Here is a 24,628-nt window from a genome sequence, read left to right on the forward strand (position 1 = left end):
GCCCGAAGGCGGCTTTTTAGTCACAGTTCGGGTCAGTTATTTTGCCCAGCTATCTTTCAGTGTGACGATGCGGTTGAACACCGGCTTGCCTGGCTGCGACAGCACGCGGTCGGCCACGAAGTAACCGTGGCGCTCGAACTGGAAGCGCTGCTCGGCGGTGGCGTCCTTCAGGCCTGGCTCCAGGTAGGCGTTGACGATTTCCAGCGCTTTCGGGTTGAGGAACTCCTTGAAGTCCTTGCCGCCGGCGTCCGGTTTCTCTTCGGTGAACAGGCGGTCGTACAGGCGCACTTCCGCTTCCAGTGCCGCTTCGGCGCTGACCCAGGTGATGTTGCCCTTCACCTTGTAGGTGTCGGCGCCCGGGGTGCCGGACTTGGAGTCTTCGAAGTACTTCACGCGCACGGCGGTGACCTTGCCGCTTTCATCCTTGTCGTAGCCGGTGCATTCGGCCACGAAGCCGTACTTCAGGCGCACGCGGGCGCCTGGCTGGTCGCCGACCGGAGGGGTAAAGCGGAAGTAGCCCTTGGCCGGCACTTCCATGAAGTCTTCTTCTTCGATCCACAGTTCGCGGGTGAACGGGAAGGTGCGGTGACCCAGCTCAGGGTGGTGCGGGTGGACCGGCGAGGTGCACTCGACTGACTGGCCTTCCGGGAAGTTCTCGACGATCAGCTTCAGCGGGCGCAGTACGGCGATGGCGCGCGGGGCTTTCGGGTCCAGGTCTTCACGCACGGCGCCTTCCAGCACGCCGAAGTCGATCCAGCCGTCGGACTTGGTCACGCCGGTGCGTTCGCACATCAGCTGGATGCCCTCCGGGGTGAAGCCGCGGCGGCGCATGCCGGCCATGGTCGGGAGGCGCGGGTCGTCCCAGCCGTCCACGATGCCTTCTTCCACCATCTGGCGCAGCTTGCGCTTGGAGGTGACGATGTAGGTCAGGTTCAGGCGTGCGAATTCGTACTGGTGCGGCACCGGCTTCCTGAAGAAGCCACCCTCGGACAGGGTTTCCAGCAGCCAGTCGTAGAACGGGCGGTGATCCTGGAATTCCAGGGTGCAGATCGAGTGGGTGATGTTTTCCAGTGCGTCCGAAATCGGGTGCGTGTAGTCGTACATCGGGTAGATGCACCAGTCGTCGCCCGTGCGGTGGTGGTGGGCGTGGCGGATGCGGTAGATCGCCGGGTCGCGCATGTTCATGTTCGGCGAGGACATCGCGTCTTCGCTGATCTTGGCGCGCAGTGCGTGCTCACCGTCCTTGTATTTGCCCGCCTTCATGTCGCGGAACAGCTGCAGGTTTTCTTCCACCGAACGGTTGCGGAACGGGGAATTGGCGCCGGCGACGCCGAAACCGCCGCGGGTATTTTTCATTTCCTCGGCGCTCTGGCTGTCCACGTAAGCCTTGCCGACCTTGATCAGGTATTCGGCCATTTCATACAGCTTGTCGAAGTAGTCGGAGGCGTAATACAGGTGTTCGCCGGCGCCTACCGGGCCTTTGTAGTTCCAGTCGAAACCGAGCCAGCGCACGCTGTCGATGATGGAATCGACGTACTCCTGTTCTTCTTTTTCAGGATTGGTGTCGTCGAAACGCAGGTGGCAGCGGCCGCCGAAATCGCGCGCCAGGCCGAAGTTGGTGTAGATGGACTTGGCGTGGCCGACGTGCAGGTAGCCGTTTGGCTCCGGCGGGAAACGGGTGATGACCGGCGGCAGGCCTTCGCGGGTGTGCGCGCCGGAGGCCAGGTCGGCTTCAACGATATTGCGCAGGAAATTCGGCGCTGGGGCGTGGGTTTTGTCGTTGCTCATGTATGTTTTAGTCGTTAAAACCGGTAAACCAGGGGCCGACGGTAGGTCAGACCCTGTCTGCCCCAGCGCCAGGGCTCATGCTTCCAGGCTTTTGATCTTCGACGCAAGTCAAAAGCCTAAAACCTGACCGCTTGCCGTTGAGCTGACAGGGTCAGACCCTTGGGTCTGACCCCGGTTTACCGGTTTTAGGGTGATATTCAGCGTAAACAGGGCATTTTATAGGATAATTCGTCCTTACGCGTTTAAAAACCGGCCCGGAGTTGCAATATGGAAAATTTATATAATGTGCTCGGTGTCGCGCCCAATGCCTCTGACGAGGAAATCAAGAAGGTCTATCGTTCCCTGGCCATGCGTTTCCACCCGGACCGCAACCAGGAACCGGGCGCCGACGCCCGCTTCAAGGCTATCGTCAAAGCTTATGAAGTGTTGTCCGACCCGGAAAAACGGGAAGAATACAACCAGAGTGTGCACCACCGCATCATCATCGACCCGGAAGCGGAAGCCTACCAACAGTGGCGTTCCATCTTCAGCGTCAACGGCGTGACGATCCCCGCCGCCTGAATCAACAGAAAGACAGCAGCAAATGAGAAAAGTACACCCAGAGTTCGCCTACCAGGCGCGCGAACTGGAAGGGCAGATCGAGGGCATCCTCGGCGATCCGCCTGACCACAAGAATTACAAGAAGATGGTCGAAGCCCTGCGCACCGAATACGTGAACGGCGGCGGCATCGACGATTTGAACATGATGGCTTTCGCCCTGGTGGACGTGATCGAATTCCACGACCCGAAGGCAGCTTTTGCCGACGCCGAGGATTTCGAATACGGCGATCCGGCCCGCGTGTTCGGCGCCGCCACCTGCCCGAAGGCGCAAGGCCTGCTGGAAGCGCTGGAAGAGAACCACCCGGACCTGGCGCGCCAGGCCATCATCACCGCGCTGCTGCACAAGCATCCGCGCATGTGGGACGACGAGGACACTTCGCTCGACCGCCTGGCTGAAGGCGACGAGGGCGATGATGAAGACGATTACGCGGATGATGTCGCAACCGACGACTTCACCGGCATCTTTGACCAGCAGGAGGATTGAGCATGACCGACAAGAATCTGCCAGCCATTCGCAAGCAGGTCACCGAACTCGTTCTGGCGGGCTCCCTGGAGCACGCCGAGCGCGCCTTTGCCGAAGCAGCGGATACCCACGGCGACCTGGCCGTGGTCGAAGTGCTGCAGGAGCTGCCGCCGCACGTGACGGCGCTGCACATGTCCGGCTTCGACGGCGGCAAGATGTCGCTGGCGACCCTGCTGGTGCCGCCGAAGCAGTGGGCCGAAAGCCTGGCCTACATCGCCGCCACCTGGCCGGACGACATGATCGAAGACGATCCTGAGCGTATCGCCGAATCGCTGTTCGCCCACATGCACGGCGTGATCTTCGGCACCGAAGATGAAGAGCGCCGTGCCGAACTGCTGAAAGAAGCGTCGGCTACCGACTGGGGCTGCACCGCGTTCGCGATCCTGTTCTCGCTGGCGCCGAAGGAGGTGCTGGAGGTTGCGGGCGAAGTGATCTCGAAAGGTGCCTACCTGACCGGCCAGACTTCGTCCGACAACGACATCGTTCCCGTTGCCGTCGCCCTGGCGCAAGCCAATGAAGACGGCTGGGACCGTGCGCTGTTCGAATTGTTCCCGGAATTCCGCCACAGCGCCGACCTGGCCGACGCGGAATTCAGCGACGATCCGGACGAAGAGCCCGAGCACCTGCAGCGCTCCACCAAGGAGCTGCTGTACCGCCTGCGCAAGCAAGTGCCGACCACTCGCAGTGGCACCGGCCGCGAACGCGCACGCCGCTCGATCGGTACGGGGATCTTCGGCTGATGCTGCCCGCACTCGTCAAAGAAAGCCTGCCGCGACTGACCCGCGCCATCAAACTGCTGCCAGGCGACGACCGCGAAGATGCGGCCAGCATCCTGGCGGAAGAATTGAGCGGCATCACGGCCATGGTCGCGGACAAGTTCACCAACAACCGCACTGCGGACGGCATCCAGAAGGCAGTCAACCTGACGGTCGGCGGCGTGTCGCTCGGCCTGGAGCAGTTGCTGACCGTCGATTCCGACGAGCTGGCGCTGGACTACCTGGTGGAGCAGGGCGCTGAGCTGGCCTTCCAGGCGGGCTTCCGCCAGGTGAAGGACCTGGCTGCGATGCCGGAAGATACGCTGATCGGAGAGTACGACAACGACCCGACGTATGCACAGCGCCGCCTGCGCGACCTGTTCTTCGACATCTGCTTCACCGAGCCCGGCGCCAACTGGGATGGTCCTTCCAAGTACCAGACGCAGTTGAAGCAGCGCCAGGAAGTGCAAGCGGTGGTGCGCCTGGCGAACTGGCTGCGCCGCCACAACCTGGAAGGCGCAATCAAGGACCCGGACCTGAACGCGGAAGGCGTGATCGCGCTGGCGATCATCTTCGCGGTGGAAGGCGGCGGCCGCATCGTCGCCCGCACCGGCCAGAAGGAGTTCGAACGCTTCGTGAAGGCTGTGCGCAAGGCCAAGCCGGATTACGAAGCGGGCTGGCAAGCGCTGGTCGCTGCGGTACCCGAGCAACATCACCCGGTCCTGCTGCATCGCATCGATCTGTATCGACGCACCTGCACCGTGCTGCAAAAGCTGCCGGGGCGCTTCGCAATGAAGACGCTGTGGACCGAGCTGGAAAACTACGCCGGCTCCGAGCTCGACGCCGACTACGATTGATAATCTGGACCGGCGCCAGACGGGCACGCGTGTCTGACCCTGTGGGTCAGACACTGGTTTACCGGTTTTCCTCCAGTGCCACCCTCACAAACGCCTCCACCAACGCCCCGCCATCCCCCCGCCGCTGCGCCAATTGCAGCGAAGTGACCGCCCCCGCATCATCCAGCGGCCGGAACGCCACTCCCTCCAGATGCATCGACTGGAACGGCGAAGGCAAAACCGACACCCCGATCCCCGCCGCAACCAGCCCGATAATGGTTGCCGCCTCGCCCGCCTCCATCGCCACTTGCGGCACAAAGCCCGCCGCCCGGCACATGCCCAGAATGGCGTGATTGATCCCCACGCCGGACTCCTTCGGATACATCACCCACGGCAGCTCCGCCAGGTCCGCGACCTTGATCTTGCGCTTGCGCGCCAATGGCGAATCGCTCGCAAGCACCAGCAGCAGCGCATCGCGGCGCAGCGTCGTCAGCTCCAGGTGCTCCGGCAAAGCCACCTCTGGCGGGCGCACGAATCCAAGATCTATCTTGCGAGCCTCCAGGGCATCGATCTGGTGCAGCGTCGTCATCTCGTGCAAGGTAAGCGCCACGTCCGGATAGAGCTGGCGATAGCGTCGGATAGTGCGCGCAAACAGCGGCGTGAAAGGCGTGGAAAACGTAAAGCCCACGCGCAGTTCGCCAGCCTCGCCACGCTGCGCCCGGCGAGCCCTATCGGCCGCGCGCTCGGATTGCGCCAGGATGGCCCGCGCATCTTCGAGAAACAGCTTGCCGGCTACGGTGAGCCGCACCCAGCGCTTGCTGCGATCGAAGAGACGCGCGCCCACTTCCGCTTCCAGTGCCTGGATTTGCTGGGACAGTGGCGGCTGGCCGATATGCAACCGTTCAGCCGCGCGAGTGAAGCTCAATTCCTCGGCCACAGCCACGAAATAGCGCAGGTGACGCAATTCCATAATATGTAGAAGCGATTAATAACGCCTTAAATATATATTGGACAGTAATACAGGGCAATCCTAAGATGAATTCACGATGAAAGCCCTCAGCCACCCCACCAACCGCGCCATGTTCTTCGGCGGCTTTTCCTGCTTCGCGCTGTTGTACTGTGTGCAACCCTTGATGCCGCTGCTATCGAGCGCATTTGCGCTGACGCCCGCGCAGAGCAGCTTGTCCTTGTCGCTGGCCACGGCGGCGATGGCAGTCTCGCTGCTCGCGTCGAGCGCCATTTCCGACCGCCTCGGCCGCAAGCCCCTGATGGTTGGAGCGCTCGCGATCTCCGCGATCATGACGTTGCTGTGCGCTCTGGCCGATGGATACGGCCAACTGCTTGTCGCGCGGGTTTTGCTCGGCGTGGCGCTGGGCGGCATGCCAGCGGTCGCCATGGCATACCTGGCAGAGGAGATCGAACCCGAATCCTTGGGACTCTCGATGGGGCTTTACATCAGCGGCAGTGCGTTCGGCGGGATGGTCGGGCGCATGGTGACGTCGATACTGAGCGACTTTTTCTCATGGCGCGTGGCGCTGGTGGCGATGGGGGCGGCCGGCGTATTGGCTGCAGTCGAATTCTGGCGCAGCCTGCCGGAGTCGCGCCGTTTCAGCCCGTCGCCCGGAGGCTGGCGCGCGCTGCCGGCGAACGCACTGCGCCACCTGCGCGATGACGGCCTGCCGTGGCTGTTCACCCTGGCCTTCCTGTTAATGGGTTGCATGGTCAGCGCCTACAACTACATCAGCTACCGCCTGCTCGCTGCGCCGTTCGAGCTGCGTCAAAGTGTGGTGGGTGGAATTTCGTTTCTGTACCTGCTGGGGATATTCAGTTCAGTGTGGGCAGGCAAGCTGGCGGACCGTTACGGTCGCAAGGGCGTGCTGTACCTGGTTCTCAGCTTAATGCTGACAGGCATTGTGTTGACCTTGTCGAGCTGGTTGCCGCTGGTAATCGCCGGGCTGGCCCTGTTCACCTTCGCTTTCTTTGCATCGCATTCCATGACAAGCAGCTGGGTCGGCCGACGTGCTCGCGGGGCGGCATTGGCATCCGCGCTATACCTGTTCTTTTACTACCTCGGCTCCAGCGTGATTGGCTGGGCTGCAGGAATACTGTGGGGAAGGGCAGGCTGGGCGGGCGTGGTGCTGCTGCTTGCAAGCTGCCTGGTCGCAGCTGTCGCGATCGCAATCCACCTGCGCCGGTTGACGCCAATCGTGCCAAGGTTGAGCCAGATCAAAGCTGAGGCAGGGTGATTGAACCGCCGAGCGCGAACGATCTCCAAGTCCCACCGGCACGCTTGGGTGCCGTTTTGAGCGAGGAGATCATCATGATGCACGATCGAGAAATCCGTATCAGGCTCAGCAACATCCAAATGGCTGTCAGCCACGCCGCGCAAGCCTTATCGGCCGAGCGCCACCTGACAGGCGAGCTGCGCGACACGATCCAGAAGCTGGACCGCCGCTCCGACGACATCAGCGAAATGCTGGTGAGTGAAGACTACGCCAACGTACCCAAGTTGGTAGACGACATGGAGATGCTCGGCGCCCGCGCCCGGCGCGTCTGCGCCAGCGAGCGCATGCAAGTGACGCCCGAGATGAAAGCCGCAGTCAACTTCATGCACCGCGAACTATTCGACTTCAAGCAGCACCTGCATTAAAAGTTCCACCAGCAGAGCCCGTGTCCCACCATGGGGTCACACCCGTTACGGGACACGAACTCTACCTTGTTAAACGAAGAGCCCGTGTCTCAAAACGGGTGTGACCCCATGGTGGGACACGGACTCGGCCATAGCGTTTCTTACAGGATGCCTTTGGTGCGGAGGGCGGCGATTTCTTCTTCGCTGCGGCCGAGGACTTCGCGCAGCACTTGGTCGGTGTGCTGGCCAAGCAGGGGCGGGGGCATGTCGGTTTCGGCGGGGCTGGCGCTCAGGCGCATTGGGTTGCGCACCAGTTTCACTTTGCCGGCGGTCGGGTGCGCTGTTTCGATCATCATGCCGCGCGCTTGCACTTGCGGGTTCTTGAAGACGTCGTGCAGGTCGTTGATTGGGCCGCATGGCACGCCTACCGCTTCCAGCTGTTCGATCCACCAGTCGCGCGGTTGCGACTTCACCATTTCAGCCAGGATCGGCACCAGCTCGTCGCGGTTCTTCACGCGCAGTGGATTGGTGGCGTAGCGTTCGTGTGTGGCCAGGTCGGGGCGGCCGCCCACTTCCACGAATTTCTGGTATTGGCCGTCGTTGCCGGTGGCGACGATGATGTAGCCGTCGGCGCAGGCGAAGGTCTGGTACGGCACGATGTTGGCGTGGGCGTTGCCCCAGCGCTTGGGCGCCTTGCCGCTATTCAGGTAGTTGGAGCCCATATTGGCCAACATCGCGACCTGCACGTCCAGCAGCGCCATATCGATATATTGGCCTTCGCCGGTGCGGTCGCGGTGGGTCAGGGCGGCCAAAATTGCGATGGTGGAGTACATGCCGGTCATCAGGTCGGTCAGGGCCACGCCGGCTTTCTGCGGGCCGCCTCCCGGCAGGTCGTCGCGCTCGCCGGTCACGGACATCAAACCTCCCATGCCCTGGATCAGGAAGTCGTAGCCGGCGCGGTGTGCGTAGGGGCCGTCCTGGCCAAAGCCGGTCACGGAGCAGTAGACCAGGTCCGGCTTGACCGCCTTGAGCGATTCGTAGTCCAGGCCATACTTTTTCAATTGGCCGACCTTGTAGTTCTCCAGCACCACGTCGGCATGCCTGGCCAGTTCGCGGATCAGGGCCTGGCCCTCCGGCTTGGAGATGTCGCAAGTGACCGAGCGCTTGCCGCGGTTGGCGGAGAGGTAGTAGGCGGCTTCGGTAGTATCGGCGCCGGAGGCATCCTTGGCGTAGGGAGGACCCCAGGCGCGGGTGTCGTCACCGCTGCCCGGCCGCTCGATCTTGATCACGTCCGCGCCCAGGTCCGCGAGGTTCTGCGAGCACCAGGGGCCGGCCAGCACGCGGCTTAAATCCAGTACGCGAATGTGTCCAAGGGCCTTCGGGGTCATGTTGTCTTCTTCCTACTGTTTTCAGGGAGCGTTAGCTTAACGCATCCAACCGTGTTAGTGTCTTAATCCTATGTGGCCCTACCCAAAAATCGTTGCGCATCGCGGAGGCGGCACGCTGGCTCCGGAGAACACCATCGCCGGCCTGCGTGCCGGCCTGGCTTATGGTTTCCGCGCGGTGGAATTCGACGTCATGCTGTCATCCGATGGCATTGGCGTGGTGATGCACGATCCGCATTTTGGCCGCACGATCTATGGCGATGGCTATGTGCCGAACTTTTCGGCAGCCGAATTGGCGAAGATGGATGCCGGGCGATGGTTCGGTCCTGAGTTCCGCGGGGAGCCAGTGCCTTTGTTCCTGGAGTGGGTCGACTACTGCAAAGAGCATAAGATCTGGATGAATATCGAGATCAAGCCGGCCGAAGGCCATGATGAGGCGACCGGCCGTTGGGTGGCGCAGACTGCGCGCGCCCGTTTCGCTGCCGAGGTGGCGGCCGGCGATCAGGCGTCAATGCCTTTGCTCTCGTCCTTCAGCATGCCGGCCTTGGCGGCGGCGCGCGATGCTGCGCCCGAGCTTCAGCGGGCTTGCCTGTTCGATAAGATTCCCGTCAATTGGCTGGAAACGGCGCGCGACCTTGGCGCGGTGGCGATCCATACCAACCACAAATACCTGACGCCGGACCAGGCCACCGCGGTGAAGGCAGCAGGCTTGGGCCTGTTTTGCTATACCGTCAATTCGCCGGAACGAGCGCGGGAAATCCTTGCGCTCGGGGTCGATGCGTTTTGTACTGACCGCGTCGACCTGATCGGGCCAGACTTCGCTTGATAAATGGGGACGGATAAATGGGGACGTACCCCATTTAGAGGGAAATACCCTCTAAATGGGGTACGTCCCCATTTATCAGGCGAACTGTTCACGTATAATCAACCCTTTGCACCAGCCTGCAACCTACCTTTTACGACATGAAATCTGCTGAAATTCGCGAAAAGTTCCTGAAATTCTTCGAATCCAAGGGCCATACGATTGTCCGTTCCAGCCCGCTGGTGCCAGGCAATGACCCAACCCTGCTGTTGACCAACTCCGGCATGGTGCAGTTCAAGGATGTGTTCCTGGGCCAGGATGTGCGTCCGTATTCCCGTGCCACCACCGTGCAGCGCTGCGTGCGCGCCGGCGGCAAGCATAATGACCTGGAAAACGTCGGTTACACCGCGCGTCACCACACCTTCTTCGAAATGCTGGGCAATTTCAGCTTCGGCGACTATTTCAAGCGCGATGCGATCCAGTATGCGTGGGAGCTGCTGACCAAGGTCTACGGCCTGCCGCCTGAGAAGCTGACCGTCACGGTCTACATCGAAGACGACGAAGCCTACGACATCTGGGCCAACGAAATCGGCGTGCCGAAAGAGCGCATTATCCGCATCGGCGACAACAAGGGTTCGCGCTACGCGTCGGACAACTTCTGGCAGATGGCCGACACCGGCCCATGTGGTCCTTGCACCGAGATCTTCTACGACCATGGCGCCGACATCTGGGGCGGCCCTCCAGGTTCGGACCAGGAAGACGGCGACCGCTTCATCGAAATCTGGAACCTGGTGTTCATGCAGTTCAACCGCGACGAAGCAGGCGTCATGCACAAACTGCCGAAGCCTTGCGTGGATACCGGCATGGGCATGGAGCGCTTGGCCGCTGTCCTGCAGCACGTGCACTCGAACTATGAGATCGATTCCTTCCAGGCCTTGATCAAGGCTGCCGCCCGCGAAACCGGCGCGACCGACCTGGAAAACAAATCGCTGCGCGTGATCGCCGACCACATCCGTGCTGCTGCCTTCATGATCGTCGACGGCATCATCCCTGGCCCTGAAGGCCACGGCTATGTCCTGCGCCGCATCATCCGCCGCGCACTGCGTCACGGCCACAAGCTGGGCCAGACCAAAGCCTTCTTCTACAAGCTGGTGGAAGACCTGAACACCGAGATGGGCGTTGCCTATCCTGAGCTGGCGGAAGCCAAGGACCGCGTGGCCCAGGTGCTGAAGGCGGAAGAGGAGCGTTTCGGCGAGACCCTGGAAAACGGCATGAAGATCCTGGAAGCCCAACTGGCCAAGGATCCGAAGAACCTTGACGGTGCTACCGCCTTCACCCTGTACGACACCTACGGCTTCCCGCTGGACCTGACCGCCGATATCTGCCGCGAACGCGAAGTGACGCTGGACGAAGCAGGCTTCAGCGTCGCCATGGAAGCACAGAAGCAGAAAGCGCGCGAAGGCGGCAAGTTCAAGAAGATGGCTGCCAACGTTGAATACGCCGGCGAGAAGAACAAGTTCGTCGGATACGACCAGCTGCTGCATGACTCGAAAGTGATCGCCCTGTACGCCAACGGCGCGCCGGTGCAGGAACTGAAGACCGGCGAGCAGGGCATCGTCGTCCTGGATACTACCCCGTTCTACGCCGAATCCGGCGGCCAGGTGGGCGACCAGGGCCTGATCACCGGCGCTACCGGCCGCTTCAACGTGGAAGACACGCTGAAGATCCAGGCTGACGTCTTCGGCCACCACGGCGTGGTTGAACAGGGTTCGCTGAAGGTAGGCGACGCTGTCGGCGCGGCAGTGGACCAGCATTCGCGCGGCCGCACCATCCGTAACCACTCGGCGACCCACCTGATGCACAAGGCCCTGCGCGAAGTGCTGGGTTCCCACGTAGCGCAGAAAGGCTCGCTGGTTGATCCGGACAAGGCGCGTTTCGACTTCTCCCACACCCAGCCGATGACCGCCGAGGAAATCGCCAAGGTGGAAGCCATCGTCAACGCCGAAATCCTGGCTAACGCTGCGACCCAGTCGCATCACATGTCCTTCGACGACGCGGTGAAGCATGGCGCCATGGCGCTGTTCGGCGAGAAGTACGGCGACGAAGTACGCGTGATGGACATCGGCTCCTCGAAAGAGCTGTGCGGCGGCGTACACGTGCACCGCACCGGCGACATCGGCCTGTTCAAGATCGTGTCTGAAGGCGGCGTTGCTGCCGGCATCCGCCGCGTGGAAGCCGTGACCGGTGAAGGCGCGCTGGCGCTGGTGCAGGGCATGGCCCGCAAGCTGAACGAAGCTGCTGCCGCGCTGAAGTCGAACCCGGAAGAACTGACTGCCAAGATCACCGCCGTGCAGGACCAGGTGAAGTCGCTGGAAAAAGAACTGGCAGCACTGAAGTCCAAGCTGGCTTCCGGCCAGGGCGACGAACTGGTCAACAAGGCGGTCGACGTCAAGGGCCTGAAGGTGCTGGCTGCAACCATGGAAGGCGCCGACGTGACTGCGTTGCGCGAAACTATGGACAAGCTGAAGGACAAGCTGAAGTCCGCTGCCATCGTGCTGGCTTCCGTCAATGACGGCAAGGTCAGCCTGATCGCTGGCGTGACTGCCGACTCGATCGGCAAGGTCAAGGCCGGCGAGTTGGTGAACTTCGTTGCACAACAAGTGGGCGGCAAGGGCGGTGGCCGCCCTGACATGGCGCAAGCCGGCGGCACCAATCCGGACGCACTGCCAGGTGCGCTCGGTGGCGTTGCAGCATGGGTGGAGTCGCGTATCTAAGAGCTGACAAGGGCCCGCGCTCCCTAGTGCGGGCCTTTCCGACATTGCAATGTCGTTGTGATTTTGCAACGCAACATTAACTATTTTGGTGCAGTGCGTCAGATGCACAAAATTGGAGTAGTATGTTGGAACCAGTTGTACAGAAGCGAGATATTGATGAGCGAAACTCTTACTCTCGAGTCCGAGACCATGGAATTTCATAAGGACCTCGACGCGCGCGGCCTGAATTGCCCGCTGCCTATCCTGAAAGCCAAGAAAGCCTTGGCGGAATTGGAAAGCGGCCAGGTGTTGCGTATCGTGGCTACCGATCCCGGGTCAGTGCGTGACTTCCAGGCCTTTGCCAAGCAGACTGGCAATGCACTCTTGTCCTACGTCCAGCAGGGCACTGAATTTACGTTTTTGATGCGCCGCAAGTAAAAACTGCGGTATGCTACCGGTTGCTGATTTTCGGCGCCGGATTGTATTTAAAAAACGCACGACCGTGCTTTTATTCGATCAGTGATATCGAATTCCAATATAATCTAGCCCACTAATTTTACTTATCTCTTTTTCAAAGGCACACCTATGAAAGTCCTGGTACCTGTCAAGCGCGTCGTCGACTTCAACGTGAAAGTGCGCGTCAAATCCGACGGCACTGGCGTAGATATCGCCAACGTCAAAATGTCGATGAACCCGTTCGACGAGATCGCACTGGAAGAAGCGACCCGCCTGAAAGAAGCTGGCAAAGTAACCGAGGTGGTTGCAGTATCGGCCGGCGTGGCGCAGTGCCAGGAAACCCTGCGCACCGGCATGGCGATCGGCGCCGACCGCGGCATCCTGATTGAAACCGGCGTTGAACTGGAGCCGCTGGCTGTGGCTAAACTGCTGAAGGCCGTTGCCGACAAAGAGCAACCGCAACTGATCATCCTGGGCAAGCAGGCCATCGACGACGACTCCAACCAGGTTGGCCAGATGCTGGCTGCACTGCTGGGCTGGCCACAGGCGACCTTCGCTTCGAAGGTTGAACTGGGCGACGGCAAAGTGACCGTGACCCGCGAAGTGGACGGCGGCCTGGAAACCGTGGCGCTGCAACTGCCTGCCATCGTGACCACCGACCTGCGCCTGAACGAGCCGCGCTACGTGACCCTGCCTAACATCATGAAGGCGAAGAAGAAGCCGCTGGATACCGTCAAGCCGGAAGACCTGGGCGTCGACGTGACCCCACGCCTGAAAACCCTGAAAGTGGCCGAGCCTGCCAAGCGTTCCGCTGGTATCAAAGTGCCTGACGTAGCGACCCTGGTGTCCAAGCTGCGCTCCGAAGCTAAAGTCATCTAATTCACCGAATACTCTAGGAACTCAATCATGGTCGCACTCGTAATCGCAGAACACGACAACGCATCCCTGAAGGGCAGCACCCTCCACACCGTTACCGCCGCCGCCAAGTGCGCAGGCGAAGTGCACGTGCTGGTAGCTGGCTCGAACGCCGGCGCCGCTGCCGCCGCCGCTGCCAAGATCGCCGGCGTCACCAAAGTGCTGCACGCTGACGCAGCCCACTTCGGCGACGGCCTGGCCGAAAACATCTCCGAGCAGATCCTGGCGATCGCTGGTGGCTACACCCACATCCTGGCTCCTGCAACCGCCTACGGCAAGAACATCCTGCCGCGCGTTGCCGCCAAGCTGGACGTGGCACAGATCTCCGAAATCACCAAGGTTGACGCGCCTGACACCTTCGAGCGCCCAATCTACGCCGGCAACGCGATCGCCTACGTGCAATCGTCGGACAAGGTCAAAGTGATCACCGTACGTAGCACCGGTTTTGACGCTGCTGCTGCCGAAGGCGGTTCCGCTGCGGTTGAAACCGTGGCTGCAGCCGCTGATTTCGGCAAGTCCGCTTTCGTTGGTCGCGAAGTGGCCAAGTCTGACCGTCCGGAACTGACCGCTGCCAAGATCATCGTTTCCGGTGGCCGTGGCATGGGCTCGGCCGACGCCTTCAAGATCCTGGAACCACTGGCTGACAAGCTGAACGCTGCCATGGGCGCATCGCGCGCTGCTGTGGACGCTGGTTTCGTGCCGAACGACTGGCAGGTTGGCCAGACCGGCAAGATCGTTGCTCCTTCGCTGTACATCGCTGTCGGCATCTCCGGCGCGATCCAGCACTTGGCCGGCATGAAGGACTCCAAGGTCATCGTCGCAGTGAACAAAGACCCTGAAGCTCCGATCTTCTCCGTTGCCGACTACGGCATCGTGGGCGACCTGTTCGAGGTTGTTCCTCAGCTGGTCAAGGAACTGGGTTAATTAAAAGAGAGTCCTGAAAAAGGACTGAGTACCTGGGCCACGCAAGTGGCCCTTTTACTACCTTGGAGAAGCGTCATGAGCTATCAAGCCCCAATGAAAGACATGCTGTTCGTGATGAACGAACTGGCGAACCTGGCTGGCGTGTCCGCGCTGCCAGGCTGTGAAGATGCAAACGCGGAAACCGCGGAAGCCGTGCTGGAAGAAAATGCGAAGTTCGTGAGCGGCGTGATCGCCCCGCTGAACCACGCTGCAGATAAAGAACCAAGCTCCTGGACTGACGGCAAGGTCACTACCTCGAAGGGCTTCAAGGAAGCCTTCAAGCAGTTCGCGGAAGCCGGCTGGCAAGGCTTGCAGCACCCGACCGAATTCGGCGGCCAGGGCCTGCCGAAGCTGATCGGCACCCCATGCGTGGAAATGCTGCACGGCTCGAACCTGTCGTTCGCCCTGGTGGCGCTGCTGTCCGACGGCGCGATCGAAGCGCTGCTGACCGCTGGCTCGGACGAACAGAAAGCCACCTACCTGGAGCCGCTGGTGACCGGCAAGTGGACCGGCACCATGAACCTGACCGAGCCACAAGCCGGCTCCGACCTGGCTGCCGTGCGCACCCGCGCCGTGCCGCAAGGCGACGGCACCTACAAAGTATTCGGCACCAAGATCTTCATCACCTACGGTGAGCACGACATGGCCGAGAACATCATCCACCTGGTACTGGCGCGTACTCCTGATGCGCCTCCGGGCGTGAAGGGCATCTCGCTGTTCATCGTGCCGAAGTTCATGGTCAACGCAGACGGTTCGCTGGGCGAGCGCAACGACGCGCACTGCGTGTCGATCGAGCACAAGTTGGGCATCAAGGCTTCCCCAACCGCCGTGCTGCAATTCGGCGACAACGGCGGCGCCGTTGGCTACCTGGTGGGCGAGGAAAACCGCGGCCTGGAATACATGTTCATCATGATGAACGCGGCCCGTTTCGGTGTCGGCATGCAGGGCGTGGGCCTGGCGGAGCGCGCTTACCAGCAGGCGGTGACCTTCGCCAAGGACCGCGTGCAGTCGCGCGACCTGAACGGCTCTCCAGCCGGCGTGGCGATCATTAACCACCCTGACGTGCGCCGCATGTTGATGTCGATGCGCGCCCAGACCGAAGCGGCGCGCGCGCTGGCTTACGTGGCTGCCGGCATTCACGACGTGGCTCACCACCACGCCGATGCTGAAGTCCGCGCTGCGAACCAGGCTATTTACGAATACCTGGTGCCGATCGTGAAGGGCTGGTCGACCGAGATGTCCGAGAACGTGACCCGCGACGGCGTGCAGGTGCACGGCGGCATGGGCTTCATCGAGGAAACCGGCGCGGCGCAGCACTACCGCGATGCCAAGATCCTGACCATTTACGAAGGTACTACCGCGATCCAGGCCAATGACCTGATCGGCCGCAAGACCGTGCGTGATGGCGGCGCTTTGGCCAAGTCGATCATTGCCCAGGTGCGCGCGACTGCCGAAGAACTGGCTGGCGTGAACAGCCCCGACTTCGCCGCAATGCGCAAGCACCTGGTGCAAGGCGCGGACGACCTGGAAGCGGTGGTGGACTATGTCGTCAACCACGCCAAGTCGGACATCAAGGGTGTGTTCTCCGGCTCCGTGCTGTACCTGAAGCTGGCCGGTATCGTGTTCGGCGGCTGGCAGATGGGCCGTGCTGCACTGATCGCGCAGTCCAAGCTGTCGGCAGGCGAGGGCGATGCTTCGTTCTTCCACGCCAAGATCGTGACTGCGCGTTTCTTTGCGGACCACATCCTGTCCGGCTCCACCGGCATGCGCGCCGCCATCGTTGATGGCAGCGCCGGCGTGCTCGGCCTGGACGTCGAGCAGTTCTAAGCCTGAACCATGGTGTCTGACCCAGTGGGTCAGACACCGCTTTGCCGGTTCTGCAGTTCGTGCGCAAGGAGCCATTCCTTGCGCGCCAATCCCCTGCCGTACCCCGTCAGCCCCAGACTTCATCGCGCGCAAGGCATTCCAGACGCCGCGCTGGCAATCGCCGTTTTCGCTGGCGCAGACGAACATCGGTCCCAGAGGCGTCGTAAAGCGATGCAGCACCAGTTGTTGCGTGCCCTGGCTTGGCGCATTGCCGGTCATCTTCTTGCAGGTGTACGCGAAGCCGCTGAGCGATTCGTAACCACTGTCGAGCGCAACTTCGGTCGTGCTGCGGGCGTCCTTCAGTCGAGCGTGCGACGAGGGCGTGGTAGCAGCGCAGAATAGCGGTGGGATTGGTGATTTTCATTGTCGATCAGGAATGTGGTTGATGGAAGGAGCGTAGCGAAGCCCCTGCCTTATCGACAACCGAAAATTGGACGAGTATTTTTTCCTTTTGGGGTTACAACCCTTTCTTGGTCAGCTCGGCGATCTCGTAGTCCCCATCATCCACCAGGCGTTCGCCGCCTGGCATCGATCCCAGTCCCAGGGTGCGCCCCAACGACAGCAGCAGGCTCTGTCCCGCAGCTTTCCGCACCGGCTCAAGCTTATAAACTGGATCGGCAAACGCTTCCGCCGGCGTGATGATCTTCCAGCCCATCTCCTCGAATTGTGCCAGGACGTCATCCAGCCATAGTGCGTTGAGCAGATTGTGGTGCAGCAGCAGGACTTGCGAAATATCGCGTCCCTGCAATTGCTGCGACAGCTCGCGGTAAGCCAGCGCGCGCTGCTTGACATGGGCCAGGTAGGCGGTCCGGATCGCGCTGATATCCGCTTTCGGATCCTTCATCAGCACTTATTCCAGCTTTTCGTTGAGGCGCCAATCGCTTGTGTCCAGGCTTACACGCGCGTTGCGATAGCCGTGGTCGCGCAGGAACTGATGCATGCCGTCGATCTTTTCGGGCGTGTTTCCTTCGCGCAGATAAGTGAAGCGCAGCCATTTCTGATAGCCGGGCTGGGTGCTGATCAAGCGGTCGCATTCCATTACCTGGCGCTGGTATTCGGCCAGCGGGACTTTTTCCAGGTCCGGATGGGTAACGGTGTGATTGCCGATGGCGTGGCCGGCCTTGCTCCAGGACTGAAGGAGCGGCCGGCCTTGCGGCGTATTGGCGCCGAAGCCGGCAGTGACAAACAGCGCTGCCTGCACGCGGTGTTTGGCCAGAGCGTCCAGGATGGCCTGGTTGCGTTCCTGCGCCGACATGCGCGGCGTGTTGCCCGCGTTCGGGCCATCGTCGATCGTAATCGCCACCGACTGCGCTTGCGCGACGCCGGCGCCAGCCAGTGCTACTGCGGCAAGAAGGCGGCGCATCATGGGGCACCAAGTGCGTCAACGATGGCCTGGTAGACGCGGACGGGCTCTTCGGAGATGCGGTTCAATACGTACAAGAAGTACTCCTTTCCGAACACTGCGTATTCGCGCGTCGCAAAGCCAGCATCGCGCAGGTTGGCGATATTCTGTTCGCCCAATCCTATCAGGGACTCGAATTCATATGGACCGGCGGTGATGCCTTCGGTGCGGATCATAGAGACCAGTTCATCCTGGATCGCGCGGTCGTGCGTGGCGATCGAGCATGTATGGCCGCTGCGCAGCAGCAGCGCAGCATAACGGCGATAGGCTGATGCCAGTTCGGGGCTGTTGCGGGGGTAGGCGATTTCCACCGGCTCGAACATGGCCCCCTTGACCAGGCGGATGCGGCCGGGAAGGCGCAGCAGCTCCGGAAGATCGTTGGCAGTGCGGTGCAGCTTGGCTGGCACCGTGATGCCGACGTTCGACAGTCCATCCTGCTCGTGCAGCCGTTTGTAGATTTCGTAAATTCCGGAAGTTCGGTCCGATGCCTCCATCGAGATCATCACTTCCCGCCCAATTTCCCTCGCGGCGCGGGCGATACGGCGCGCGTTGTGATAGCCCAGTTCCTGGTCGACTAGTGAGCCCACGTGCGACAGGTCGAAGGAGATCGAGCAGTCGAGGCGCTGTGCACCGATGGCCTGCACCAGCTGCAGGAAGACGCTCGCCTCCTCGTTGGCGAAAGCCTCGTCGCGCACGCTTTCGCCCATGTACTCAGCGGAAGCACGGTGCCCGTTCTGGTTGATCATGGCGGCGCGCACGATGGCGTCCGACACGGTGCTGCCGGCAACATAGCGCTGCGACACGCGTTGCATGAATGGCCGCAGCAGCGGGTCATCGAGGAAGCGTGCCTTGGCTTCTTCATTGACTGCCAGCTCGCGCAAGGCGTTGGCGGCGCGGTCCACCAGCGGTTGCCATTGGGGTGGGAAGTGTGGCGTGGTATTGTCTGTCACGATGTCTCCTTGCGCATTTGGACGTTGTATATTAACTAAAATTCCCATATGGAGCCGGCCATGGATGCTTCAACCCTCCTGCTGTTCGTGCCTGCCTGTTTTGCGCTGAACATGGCGCCGGGGCCGAATAACCTGCTATCGGTCAGCAATGCCACGCGCTATGGTTTTCGCCGCTCATGCCTTGCGGGCGCGGGGCGGCTGGTGGCTTTTGCGGGGATGATTGCCCTGGCGTCGGCGGGACTGGCCGCGGTGCTGCATACGTCGGAACTAGTGTTCTACGGGATCAAGACCGTTGGCGCGATCTATCTGTTTTACCTGGCGCGGCAGCTTTGGTTCGCGCAACCGGGCGGCCAGGTGGCAAGCGCTGCGCCAGAGGCGGGCTGGTGGCAGTTGGCGCGGCAGGAATTCCTTGTCGCTGCGGGCAATCCGAAAGCGATCCTGATCTTCACTGCCTTCTTGCCGCAATTCGTTGATCCTGCGGGCCCGGCGGCGGCGCAGTTCTTCGTGCTGGGGGTACTGTTCCTGCTGCTGGAAGTGGTGGCGCTGACGGTCTACGCCTGGATGGGCGCACGCATGCAGAAGTGGTTTGCGCAACCGCGCGGGAGGAGGGTGTTCAACCGGAGTTGCGCCGGCCTGCTGGCCGGCGCGGGGATGGGGTTACTGCTGTCGCGGAGGACTTAGATGCGTTCCAGGCCGCCGTGTTCGCGCTTGACGTGGTCGCCATTGCGCAGGTTAGGATCGTTTTTCAGGATGACGGTGCCGACCTTGCCGGTTTCGTACCGGACGGTGACGTGCCATTCCTTGACTTTGTTCATCTTGCCTTCGATCTTCTTGCCGGCATAAGCGCCGCCAGCAGCGCCAGCAACGGTGGCCAGGGTCTTGCCGGTGCCGCCGCCGACCTGGTGGCCGAGCAGGCCGCCCGCGATGCCGCCGGCAACGATGCCAGCCGCGCCGCCTTCGCCGTCTTTCTCGATCATTTTCACTGCGGTCACAGTGCCGCAATCAGCGCAAACAGCGCGCTTTGGCTGTGCGTAAGCGCCGGTAACCGTCACGGCCAGGATTGCTGGCAAGAGGAATTTAATTACTTTCATAGGGGTTCTCCAAAAGCGGTTGTGGTGCCGTGAGTATAGGTCAATAGTTGCTGCTTGGAATCCAAATTTGTGACAAGACGTTGCTGTAGAGTTCGGGAATGGTATGACAGCGGCTCAGCCGTAAATGCCGCCGGTGTAGAGCAGATCGAACAGCCGGGCGATGGCCGCAATCAGGCCAAAGGCGCCAAACATCAGGGCGGCGACCAGCACGATCGCCAGCGGCCAGCGAGAGTTCGATCGCTTGCCGCTGCCAGTGTTGAAGCTGGCATCCCACTTCTCGTCAGGCATCAGGCCCAGCACGAGAGCTTCGAGGACGCCGACCAGGATCGACAGGATCAGCGGCAGCAGCAGGAAGTAGGGATCGGCTTTCGGCCACAATGCAAACACGGCGGCGCAGCCGAGCAGGCTGATGGTGTGCAGCCAGCCCCATTTGTCAGCCAGGCCGCGCAGGTAGAAGCGATGCAGGCCGATGCCGCCGGTCACGGCGGCGAGCAGGGTGGCGAATGTTTTGTTCTTGTGTAAAACAGACATGATTGCTGCCGAAAGGTCCGAAAAACCGGCAGTATCGCACAACAAAGCTGTTGCCGACGAGGCCAGTTCAGGGGATAATCCCGGATTGTCCAATTCCCCACCAATTTGATTAATCTTGCCGGTTGGAGTTAAAGCGCGCTATAATTTGCGGCTTTTTCCGACTCAGCACACTTTTTTGGAATTATTATGGTCGTTATTCGTTTAGCTCGTGGTGGCGCCAAGAAGCGTCCTTTCTACAACATCGTTGCAACCGATTCCCGCAATCGTCGTGACGGCCGTTTCGTAGAACGTATCGGCTTCTTCAACCCAATGGCTACCGGCCAAGCAGAAACCTTCCGCGTTGCTGCTGACCGTCTGGCTTACTGGCAAGGCGTTGGCGCTCAGCTGTCCCCAGCTGTTGCCAAGCTGGTTGCTGGCCAGAAGGCTGCTTAATAGTAGCTACAAGTTTTGAGCAGCAAGACCGCATCTGGGGCGCAAGCCCCGGCTGACCTGGTTCAGGTCGGCTTTGTTTTCGGTGCCTACGGCATCACCGGCGGGGTCCGTGTCCGACCCTTCAACTCCGAAGCAGATGCGCTGCTGCATGCCACCACCTGGTGGCTCGACAAGCCAAGCCTGCGTGACGTGGAAGTCAAGCGGGCTAAGCTGCATGGTGGCGACGTGGTCACCACTATCGTCGGGATGACGGACCGTAACGAAGCAGAAGCGCTGAAGGGCGCATCGGTGTTCGTGTCGCGCGCCGACTTCCCGCAGCTGGAAGACGACGAGTACTACTGGGGCGACCTGATCGGCCTGGCAGTTCAGAATCAACAAGGCGAGCGCCTTGGCACGGTCGCGGACATGATGAGCAATGGACCTCAGTCCATCCTGCGCGTCGAGTACGAGGCCGAAGGTAAGGCGCAAGAGCGCCTGATCCCGTTTGTAAGCCAGTTTGTTATCAAGGTGGACAAGGACGCGAAGCAGATCATCGTGGACTGGGGCCTGGATTACTAATCCGGAACCGCACAATGCAATTCGACGTCATTACCCTGTTCCCTGAGATGTTCGCTGCCTTGACGCAGTCCGGCGTGACCCGCCGCGCGTTCGAGCAGAAGCGCTGGGGCCTGTCGCTGTGGAATCCGCGCGATTTCACCACCGACAACCATCGTACCGTGGATGACCGCCCGTATGGCGGTGGCCCGGGGATGGTGATGCTGGCCAAGCCGCTGGAGCAGACCATCGCGGCCGCGAAGCAGCGCCAGGTGGTTTCCGGCCTGCCGGCGCCGCGCGTGGTGTACATGTCGCCGCAAGGCAAGCAGCTGACCCACGAACGCGTGATGCAGTTGAAGCAGGAACCCGGCCTCGTGATCTTGTGCGGCCGCTACGAAGCGGTGGACCAGCGTTTGCTGGACCGCAGCGTCGATGAAGAAATCAGCCTCGGCGATTTCGTGCTGTCCGGCGGCGAGCTGCCCGCCATGGCCCTGATGGATGCCGTGGTGCGCCAGCTGCCAGGCGTGCTGAATACCGATGCTTCCGCAGTCGAAGACTCTTTCGTCAACGGCTTGCTGGATTCGCCGCATTACACGCGGCCCGAGATTTACGAAGGCGAGGCCGTGCCCCCCGTGCTGTTGGGCGGCAACCACGCCGAGATCGAGAAGTGGCGCCGTGAGCGCATGCTGGAAGCGACGGCGCGCAAGCGTCCCGACCTGCTGGTGAAGGCCCGCGAAGCCGGCCTGCTGTCGAAGAAGGACGAAAAGTTTTTGGCGGGTTTATAAAAACCCGTTGTAGTACCGTGGCAGGCATGTTGCCTGCCGTGTTTCAACCCCATCCTCTACCGGGCATCCTTGATCGCGCCGGCAAGATGGTCTTAGGAGTCATGAAATGAACCTGATCCAGCAACTGGAACAAGAAGAAATCGCTCGCCTGGGCAAAAACATCCCTGAGTTCGCTCCTGGCGATACCGTGGTTGTCAACGTGAACGTAGTCGAAGGCACCCGCAAGCGCGCCCAGGCTTACGAAGGCGTTGTTATCGCCCGTCGTAACCGTGGCCTGAACTCGAACTTCATCGTTCGTAAAATCTCGTCCGGCGAAGGCGTTGAGCGTACCTTCCAGCTGTACTCCCCACTGATCGCTTCGATCGAAGTGAAGCGTCGTGGTGACGTTCGCCGCGCCAAGCTGTACTACCTGCGTGAGCGTTCGGGCAAGTCCGCACGTATCAAGGAAAAACTGCCAAACCGCAAAGTTGCGGCAACCGCAGCGTAATCCATACCCCGGTATCGGATTCGGAAAGGACGCCTTCGGGCGTCCTTTTTTTTCAGCTTGGTACAATGCCGCCTATGCCAAAAACACCTTTCGACCCGACCCAGTTACCGATTGAAGCGATTGCCGGCGAAGCCGCGGTGCTGCTGGAACATCTTGCGCCGGACTGGCTGCGCCAGCGCTTTGCGCAGCCGCCGGAATGGACGCCCGAACCATCCGAGCCGCCGCTTGGCCTGCATCGCGGCGAGCCGACACCGGCTTCCGTGCTGGTGCCATTGGTGCTGCGCGAGGACGGCGTCTACCTGCTGCTGACGATGCGCACGGCGCATTTGAACGATCATGCAGGGCAGGTGGCTTTTCCCGGCGGCCGTGCCGAGCCGGCCGATGCGGATGCGGTCGACACGGCGCTGCGCGAAACCGAGGAGGAGATTGGCCTGGATCGCCGCCATATCGACGTGATCGGCACGCTGCCCTTGTATTACACCGGCACCGGCTATGCCGTGACCCCGGTGGTGGGACTGGTGACGCCGCCGTTCGAACTGAAGGCCGATCCGTTCGAGGTGGCGGAGATCTTCGAGGTGCCGTTCCAGTTCTTGATGGATGGCGCCAACCACCAGCGCCTGGCGGCCGAACTTCCGAGTGGCCGCCGCACTTTTTACGCAATGCCATACCAGAACTATTTTATCTGGGGCGCAACGGCCGGCATGCTGCGCAACCTGTTTCATTTCTTGCGCGCATAAGCTATCGTAGCGGGCATCGTGGTACTGCTAATCAAAGGATTTAGATGACTTTTCTCTCCATTCTCGTGGCCTTGCTGTTTGAGCAACTGAAGCCCCTGCGAGCGGACAACCCGATCTGGGCTGAATTCAAGCGCCTGGCCGTACGCATGGAGCAGTGGTTCAACGCCGGGCATGCGAGCCACGGCCGCATGGGCTGGTTCCTGCTGGTTGGCGCGCTGACGCTGCCGGCCGGCCTGGTGTATTGGCTGTTGCTGCGCTATAACCTGATACTGGCTGCCTTTGCCTGGAATGTGCTGATTGTTTACCTGACACTGGGTTTTCGCCATTACAGCCATTACTTCACGTCGATCCAGCTCGCCCTGAACGCGGGTGACGAGAGCCAGGCGCGTGCGCTGCTGGCAGAGTGGTGCAAGATCGACACCGTGGGCATGGAGCTGACCGAGATTTCCCGCATTGCCGTGGAAAAGGCGCTGGTCACTACCCACCGCAATGTATTCGGCGTGTTCTTCTGGTTCCTGATGCCGTTCGGTCCCTGCGGCGCCATCCTGTACCGCGTATCCGAATACCTGGCGCGCGCCTGGAATGAGCCGGAACACATGCGCCAGGAAGCTTTCGGCATCTTTGCCGCCAAGGCCTTCTATTGGATCGACTGGGTCCCGGCGCGCCTGACTGCCGTAGCTTTCGCCGTGGTCGGCAATTTTGAAGATGCGATCTACGCCTGGCGCAATTTCGGCCACCGCTGGAAGGATGAGGCGATCGGTATCATCCTGTCGGCCGGCGGCGGCGCCATGGGTGTGCGCCTCGGTACCCCGAATGAAAATGCGGCCAAGATCATCCCGTCCGATGCGGCGACCGTGGATATCAGCGACATGGAAGTGGACCAGCTGCCGGGCGACGAGCCGGGCGTACGCGCCCTGCAAAGCACGGTCGGCCTGGTATGGCGCGCGTTGTTGCTGTGGATGATGCTGCTGCTGCTGCTGTCCGGAGCGGTGTGGCTCGGCTAAAATGACCTGGAGCCGGAGCCCCGTTCAAGTCTTCTATAAGATATAATACTGGGGTTCCTTACAGCAACCGGGTTTCAGGTATATGGCCAGCGAGTTCTTCATTCTTGGGCTTACGACCGACGGCAAGCAATTCCGTCCCAGCGACTGGGCGGAACGACTGGCCGGCGTGCTGGCGTGCTTCCGCCCGGAAGGCTCCGGCGGCCGCCACGCCCACCTGCAGTTCTCGCCCTACGTCACCCCGACCGTCGTCAATGGCATCAAGGCCGTGGTCGTCAATGAAGGCCTGCGCGAAATCCAGCCGATGGCTTATAACTTCGTCAAGGAATTCGCCAAGGATAACAAGCTGCAGGTCGTCGAGGCATGTCTGATACCTGACGAAAAAGCTTAAGTGTCGTAGGATAGGG

At 61.2% G+C, this 24,628-nt stretch carries 28 protein-coding genes; 20 read left to right on the forward strand and 8 right to left on the reverse strand.

Translation table 11 applies throughout. The annotated features are described in order from the left end of the window. Window positions 1-36: 36 nt before the first annotated feature. Window positions 37-1,788 carry a glutamine--tRNA ligase/YqeY domain fusion protein gene (locus ACN9MZ_RS09080; RefSeq protein ID WP_426341842.1) on the reverse strand — a complete coding sequence of 584 codons (1,752 nt, stop codon included), beginning with the start codon at window positions 1,786-1,788 and terminating at the stop codon, window positions 37-39. Window positions 1,789-2,055: 267 nt separating this feature from the next. On the opposite strand from ACN9MZ_RS09080, the gene ACN9MZ_RS09085 reads away from it, so the two are divergent. From ACN9MZ_RS09085 to ACN9MZ_RS09100, 4 genes are read left to right on the forward strand one after another with little or no spacing between them, the layout of a single operon-like run. Next, window positions 2,056-2,349 carry a DnaJ domain-containing protein gene (locus ACN9MZ_RS09085; RefSeq protein ID WP_426170185.1) on the forward strand — a complete coding sequence of 98 codons (294 nt, stop codon included), beginning with the start codon at window positions 2,056-2,058 and terminating at the stop codon, window positions 2,347-2,349. A gap of 22 nt (window positions 2,350-2,371) precedes the next feature. After that, window positions 2,372-2,872: a hypothetical protein gene (locus ACN9MZ_RS09090; RefSeq protein WP_426170186.1), complete on the forward strand. Its 501-nt coding sequence runs from the start codon at window positions 2,372-2,374 to the stop codon at window positions 2,870-2,872. Window positions 2,873-2,874: 2 nt separating this feature from the next. Next, a complete protein-coding gene (locus ACN9MZ_RS09095) occupies window positions 2,875-3,651 on the forward strand; it encodes a hypothetical protein (protein ID WP_426170189.1) in 777 nt (258 codons plus the stop codon). Continuing rightward, a complete protein-coding gene (locus ACN9MZ_RS09100; protein WP_426341843.1) occupies window positions 3,651-4,523 on the forward strand; it encodes a hypothetical protein in 873 nt (290 codons plus the stop codon). The genes ACN9MZ_RS09095 and ACN9MZ_RS09100 overlap by 1 nt, the downstream gene beginning before the upstream one ends. 58 nt (window positions 4,524-4,581) lie before the next feature. On the opposite strand, the gene ACN9MZ_RS09105 is transcribed toward ACN9MZ_RS09100, so the two are convergent. Next, a complete protein-coding gene (locus tag ACN9MZ_RS09105; RefSeq protein ID WP_426341844.1) occupies window positions 4,582-5,472 on the reverse strand; it encodes a LysR family transcriptional regulator in 891 nt (296 codons plus the stop codon). Window positions 5,473-5,548: 76 nt separating this feature from the next. Here ACN9MZ_RS09105 and ACN9MZ_RS09110 point away from each other — a divergent pair, with 76 nt between their 5' ends. Together ACN9MZ_RS09110 and ACN9MZ_RS09115 are read left to right on the forward strand one after the other, a co-directional pair. Continuing rightward, complete coding sequence (locus ACN9MZ_RS09110; RefSeq protein WP_426341845.1) at window positions 5,549-6,748, forward strand: MFS transporter; 1,200 nt, start codon at window positions 5,549-5,551, stop codon at window positions 6,746-6,748. Between the two features lie 74 nt (window positions 6,749-6,822). Further along, complete coding sequence (locus ACN9MZ_RS09115; protein ID WP_426341846.1) at window positions 6,823-7,152, forward strand: hypothetical protein; 330 nt, start codon at window positions 6,823-6,825, stop codon at window positions 7,150-7,152. A gap of 140 nt (window positions 7,153-7,292) precedes the next feature. Here ACN9MZ_RS09115 and ACN9MZ_RS09120 read toward each other — a convergent pair whose 3' ends face one another. Next, complete coding sequence (locus ACN9MZ_RS09120; protein WP_426341847.1) at window positions 7,293-8,519, reverse strand: CaiB/BaiF CoA transferase family protein; 1,227 nt, start codon at window positions 8,517-8,519, stop codon at window positions 7,293-7,295. 70 nt (window positions 8,520-8,589) lie between these two features. Between ACN9MZ_RS09120 and ugpQ the strand changes: the two genes are divergently transcribed. From ugpQ to ACN9MZ_RS09150, 6 genes are all read left to right on the forward strand, one after another. Continuing rightward, window positions 8,590-9,342 carry a glycerophosphodiester phosphodiesterase gene (gene ugpQ, locus ACN9MZ_RS09125; protein ID WP_426341848.1) on the forward strand — a complete coding sequence of 251 codons (753 nt, stop codon included), beginning with the start codon at window positions 8,590-8,592 and terminating at the stop codon, window positions 9,340-9,342. Between the two features lie 137 nt (window positions 9,343-9,479). Then, entirely contained in the window at window positions 9,480-12,092 is a 2,613-nt protein-coding gene (gene alaS, locus ACN9MZ_RS09130; protein WP_426341849.1) for an alanine--tRNA ligase, read from the forward strand. Between the two features lie 189 nt (window positions 12,093-12,281). Continuing rightward, window positions 12,282-12,509, forward strand: a complete 228-nt coding sequence (locus ACN9MZ_RS09135) for a sulfurtransferase TusA family protein (RefSeq protein ID WP_426172164.1) — start codon at window positions 12,282-12,284, stop codon at window positions 12,507-12,509. A gap of 147 nt (window positions 12,510-12,656) precedes the next feature. Then, window positions 12,657-13,406: an electron transfer flavoprotein subunit beta/FixA family protein gene (locus tag ACN9MZ_RS09140; RefSeq protein WP_426341850.1), complete on the forward strand. Its 750-nt coding sequence runs from the start codon at window positions 12,657-12,659 to the stop codon at window positions 13,404-13,406. A 27-nt stretch (window positions 13,407-13,433) separates the two neighbouring features. Continuing rightward, a complete protein-coding gene (locus tag ACN9MZ_RS09145; RefSeq protein ID WP_426341851.1) occupies window positions 13,434-14,366 on the forward strand; it encodes an electron transfer flavoprotein subunit alpha/FixB family protein in 933 nt (310 codons plus the stop codon). A gap of 75 nt (window positions 14,367-14,441) precedes the next feature. Next, complete coding sequence (locus ACN9MZ_RS09150; RefSeq protein WP_426341852.1) at window positions 14,442-16,232, forward strand: acyl-CoA dehydrogenase; 1,791 nt, start codon at window positions 14,442-14,444, stop codon at window positions 16,230-16,232. Window positions 16,233-16,728: 496 nt separating this feature from the next. On the opposite strand, the gene ACN9MZ_RS09155 is transcribed toward ACN9MZ_RS09150, so the two are convergent. Genes ACN9MZ_RS09155 through ACN9MZ_RS09165 form a run of 3 tightly spaced genes read right to left on the reverse strand, consistent with a single transcriptional unit; the run spans window position 16,729 to window position 18,623 of the window. Continuing rightward, window positions 16,729-17,115 (reverse strand): hypothetical protein, encoded by a 387-nt coding sequence (locus ACN9MZ_RS09155; RefSeq protein ID WP_426341853.1) that lies wholly within the window; start codon window positions 17,113-17,115, stop codon window positions 16,729-16,731. Between the two features lie 6 nt (window positions 17,116-17,121). Next, the gene (locus ACN9MZ_RS09160) at window positions 17,122-17,637 is read right to left on the reverse strand and encodes a polysaccharide deacetylase family protein (protein ID WP_426341854.1); all 516 of its coding nucleotides are present in this window, start codon (window positions 17,635-17,637) and stop codon (window positions 17,122-17,124) included. Next, on the reverse strand, window positions 17,634-18,623 hold the full coding sequence (locus tag ACN9MZ_RS09165; protein ID WP_426341855.1) for a proline dehydrogenase family protein: 990 nt from the start codon (window positions 18,621-18,623) through the stop codon (window positions 17,634-17,636). Before ACN9MZ_RS09165 ends, ACN9MZ_RS09160 begins: the two co-directional genes overlap by 4 nt. 60 nt (window positions 18,624-18,683) lie before the next feature. Here ACN9MZ_RS09165 and ACN9MZ_RS09170 point away from each other — a divergent pair, with 60 nt between their 5' ends. Further along, complete coding sequence (locus ACN9MZ_RS09170; protein WP_426341856.1) at window positions 18,684-19,304, forward strand: LysE family translocator; 621 nt, start codon at window positions 18,684-18,686, stop codon at window positions 19,302-19,304. On the opposite strand, the gene ACN9MZ_RS09175 is transcribed toward ACN9MZ_RS09170, so the two are convergent. Both ACN9MZ_RS09175 and ACN9MZ_RS09180 read right to left on the reverse strand, forming a co-directional pair. Further along, a complete protein-coding gene (locus ACN9MZ_RS09175; RefSeq protein WP_426341857.1) occupies window positions 19,301-19,714 on the reverse strand; it encodes a glycine zipper 2TM domain-containing protein in 414 nt (137 codons plus the stop codon). The two genes, ACN9MZ_RS09170 and ACN9MZ_RS09175, sit on opposite strands and share 4 nt — an antisense overlap. Window positions 19,715-19,828: 114 nt before the next feature. Next, window positions 19,829-20,245, reverse strand: a complete 417-nt coding sequence (locus tag ACN9MZ_RS09180; protein WP_426341858.1) for a hypothetical protein — start codon at window positions 20,243-20,245, stop codon at window positions 19,829-19,831. A gap of 186 nt (window positions 20,246-20,431) precedes the next feature. Between ACN9MZ_RS09180 and rpsP the strand changes: the two genes are divergently transcribed. From rpsP to ACN9MZ_RS09215, 7 genes are all read left to right on the forward strand, one after another. Then, window positions 20,432-20,677, forward strand: coding sequence for a 30S ribosomal protein S16 (rpsP, locus tag ACN9MZ_RS09185; RefSeq protein ID WP_057261569.1), 246 nt, complete (start codon window positions 20,432-20,434; stop codon window positions 20,675-20,677). Window positions 20,678-20,692: 15 nt separating this feature from the next. After that, window positions 20,693-21,235, forward strand: coding sequence for a ribosome maturation factor RimM (gene rimM, locus ACN9MZ_RS09190; RefSeq protein ID WP_426341859.1), 543 nt, complete (start codon window positions 20,693-20,695; stop codon window positions 21,233-21,235). A 14-nt stretch (window positions 21,236-21,249) separates the two neighbouring features. After that, window positions 21,250-21,996 (forward strand): tRNA (guanosine(37)-N1)-methyltransferase TrmD, encoded by a 747-nt coding sequence (trmD, locus tag ACN9MZ_RS09195; protein WP_426341860.1) that lies wholly within the window; start codon window positions 21,250-21,252, stop codon window positions 21,994-21,996. A gap of 106 nt (window positions 21,997-22,102) precedes the next feature. Next, window positions 22,103-22,483, forward strand: a complete 381-nt coding sequence (gene rplS, locus ACN9MZ_RS09200) for a 50S ribosomal protein L19 (protein WP_426170243.1) — start codon at window positions 22,103-22,105, stop codon at window positions 22,481-22,483. Window positions 22,484-22,557: 74 nt separating this feature from the next. Beyond that, window positions 22,558-23,220, forward strand: a complete 663-nt coding sequence (locus tag ACN9MZ_RS09205; RefSeq protein WP_426341861.1) for a CoA pyrophosphatase — start codon at window positions 22,558-22,560, stop codon at window positions 23,218-23,220. A 44-nt stretch (window positions 23,221-23,264) separates the two neighbouring features. Beyond that, window positions 23,265-24,224 (forward strand): CobD/CbiB family protein, encoded by a 960-nt coding sequence (locus ACN9MZ_RS09210; protein WP_426341862.1) that lies wholly within the window; start codon window positions 23,265-23,267, stop codon window positions 24,222-24,224. Window positions 24,225-24,306: 82 nt separating this feature from the next. After that, complete coding sequence (locus ACN9MZ_RS09215; protein WP_055936782.1) at window positions 24,307-24,612, forward strand: DUF3579 domain-containing protein; 306 nt, start codon at window positions 24,307-24,309, stop codon at window positions 24,610-24,612. The last annotated feature ends 16 nt before the right edge of the window (window positions 24,613-24,628 follow it).

Origin of the sequence: Pseudoduganella sp. S-14 (genome assembly GCF_049913285.1) — a bacterium.
In the GTDB taxonomy this organism is placed as follows: Bacteria; Pseudomonadota; Gammaproteobacteria; order Burkholderiales; family Burkholderiaceae_D; genus Rugamonas.

What these genes read in the sequence shown, in the direction of transcription:
- ACN9MZ_RS09080 (WP_426341842.1), bottom strand. Translation starts at nt 1,788, where the DNA reads ATGAGCAACGACAAAACCCACGCCCCAGCGCCGAATTTCCTGCGCAAT.
- ACN9MZ_RS09085 (WP_426170185.1), top strand. Translation starts at nt 2,056, where the DNA reads ATGGAAAATTTATATAATGTGCTCGGTGTCGCGCCCAATGCCTCTGAC.
- ACN9MZ_RS09090 (WP_426170186.1), top strand. Translation starts at nt 2,372, where the DNA reads ATGAGAAAAGTACACCCAGAGTTCGCCTACCAGGCGCGCGAACTGGAA.
- ACN9MZ_RS09095 (WP_426170189.1), top strand. Translation starts at nt 2,875, where the DNA reads ATGACCGACAAGAATCTGCCAGCCATTCGCAAGCAGGTCACCGAACTC.
- ACN9MZ_RS09100 (WP_426341843.1), top strand. Translation starts at nt 3,651, where the DNA reads ATGCTGCCCGCACTCGTCAAAGAAAGCCTGCCGCGACTGACCCGCGCC.
- ACN9MZ_RS09105 (WP_426341844.1), bottom strand. Translation starts at nt 5,472, where the DNA reads ATGGAATTGCGTCACCTGCGCTATTTCGTGGCTGTGGCCGAGGAATTG.
- ACN9MZ_RS09110 (WP_426341845.1), top strand. Translation starts at nt 5,549, where the DNA reads ATGAAAGCCCTCAGCCACCCCACCAACCGCGCCATGTTCTTCGGCGGC.
- ACN9MZ_RS09115 (WP_426341846.1), top strand. Translation starts at nt 6,823, where the DNA reads ATGATGCACGATCGAGAAATCCGTATCAGGCTCAGCAACATCCAAATG.
- ACN9MZ_RS09120 (WP_426341847.1), bottom strand. Translation starts at nt 8,519, where the DNA reads ATGACCCCGAAGGCCCTTGGACACATTCGCGTACTGGATTTAAGCCGC.
- ugpQ (WP_426341848.1), top strand. Translation starts at nt 8,590, where the DNA reads ATGTGGCCCTACCCAAAAATCGTTGCGCATCGCGGAGGCGGCACGCTG.
- alaS (WP_426341849.1), top strand. Translation starts at nt 9,480, where the DNA reads ATGAAATCTGCTGAAATTCGCGAAAAGTTCCTGAAATTCTTCGAATCC.
- ACN9MZ_RS09135 (WP_426172164.1), top strand. Translation starts at nt 12,282, where the DNA reads ATGGAATTTCATAAGGACCTCGACGCGCGCGGCCTGAATTGCCCGCTG.
- ACN9MZ_RS09140 (WP_426341850.1), top strand. Translation starts at nt 12,657, where the DNA reads ATGAAAGTCCTGGTACCTGTCAAGCGCGTCGTCGACTTCAACGTGAAA.
- ACN9MZ_RS09145 (WP_426341851.1), top strand. Translation starts at nt 13,434, where the DNA reads ATGGTCGCACTCGTAATCGCAGAACACGACAACGCATCCCTGAAGGGC.
- ACN9MZ_RS09150 (WP_426341852.1), top strand. Translation starts at nt 14,442, where the DNA reads ATGAGCTATCAAGCCCCAATGAAAGACATGCTGTTCGTGATGAACGAA.
- ACN9MZ_RS09155 (WP_426341853.1), bottom strand. Translation starts at nt 17,115, where the DNA reads ATGAAGGATCCGAAAGCGGATATCAGCGCGATCCGGACCGCCTACCTG.
- ACN9MZ_RS09160 (WP_426341854.1), bottom strand. Translation starts at nt 17,637, where the DNA reads ATGATGCGCCGCCTTCTTGCCGCAGTAGCACTGGCTGGCGCCGGCGTC.
- ACN9MZ_RS09170 (WP_426341856.1), top strand. Translation starts at nt 18,684, where the DNA reads ATGGATGCTTCAACCCTCCTGCTGTTCGTGCCTGCCTGTTTTGCGCTG.
- ACN9MZ_RS09175 (WP_426341857.1), bottom strand. Translation starts at nt 19,714, where the DNA reads ATGAAAGTAATTAAATTCCTCTTGCCAGCAATCCTGGCCGTGACGGTT.
- ACN9MZ_RS09180 (WP_426341858.1), bottom strand. Translation starts at nt 20,245, where the DNA reads ATGTCTGTTTTACACAAGAACAAAACATTCGCCACCCTGCTCGCCGCC.
- rpsP (WP_057261569.1), top strand. Translation starts at nt 20,432, where the DNA reads ATGGTCGTTATTCGTTTAGCTCGTGGTGGCGCCAAGAAGCGTCCTTTC.
- trmD (WP_426341860.1), top strand. Translation starts at nt 21,250, where the DNA reads ATGCAATTCGACGTCATTACCCTGTTCCCTGAGATGTTCGCTGCCTTG.
- rplS (WP_426170243.1), top strand. Translation starts at nt 22,103, where the DNA reads ATGAACCTGATCCAGCAACTGGAACAAGAAGAAATCGCTCGCCTGGGC.
- ACN9MZ_RS09205 (WP_426341861.1), top strand. Translation starts at nt 22,558, where the DNA reads ATGCCAAAAACACCTTTCGACCCGACCCAGTTACCGATTGAAGCGATT.
- ACN9MZ_RS09210 (WP_426341862.1), top strand. Translation starts at nt 23,265, where the DNA reads ATGACTTTTCTCTCCATTCTCGTGGCCTTGCTGTTTGAGCAACTGAAG.
- ACN9MZ_RS09215 (WP_055936782.1), top strand. Translation starts at nt 24,307, where the DNA reads ATGGCCAGCGAGTTCTTCATTCTTGGGCTTACGACCGACGGCAAGCAA.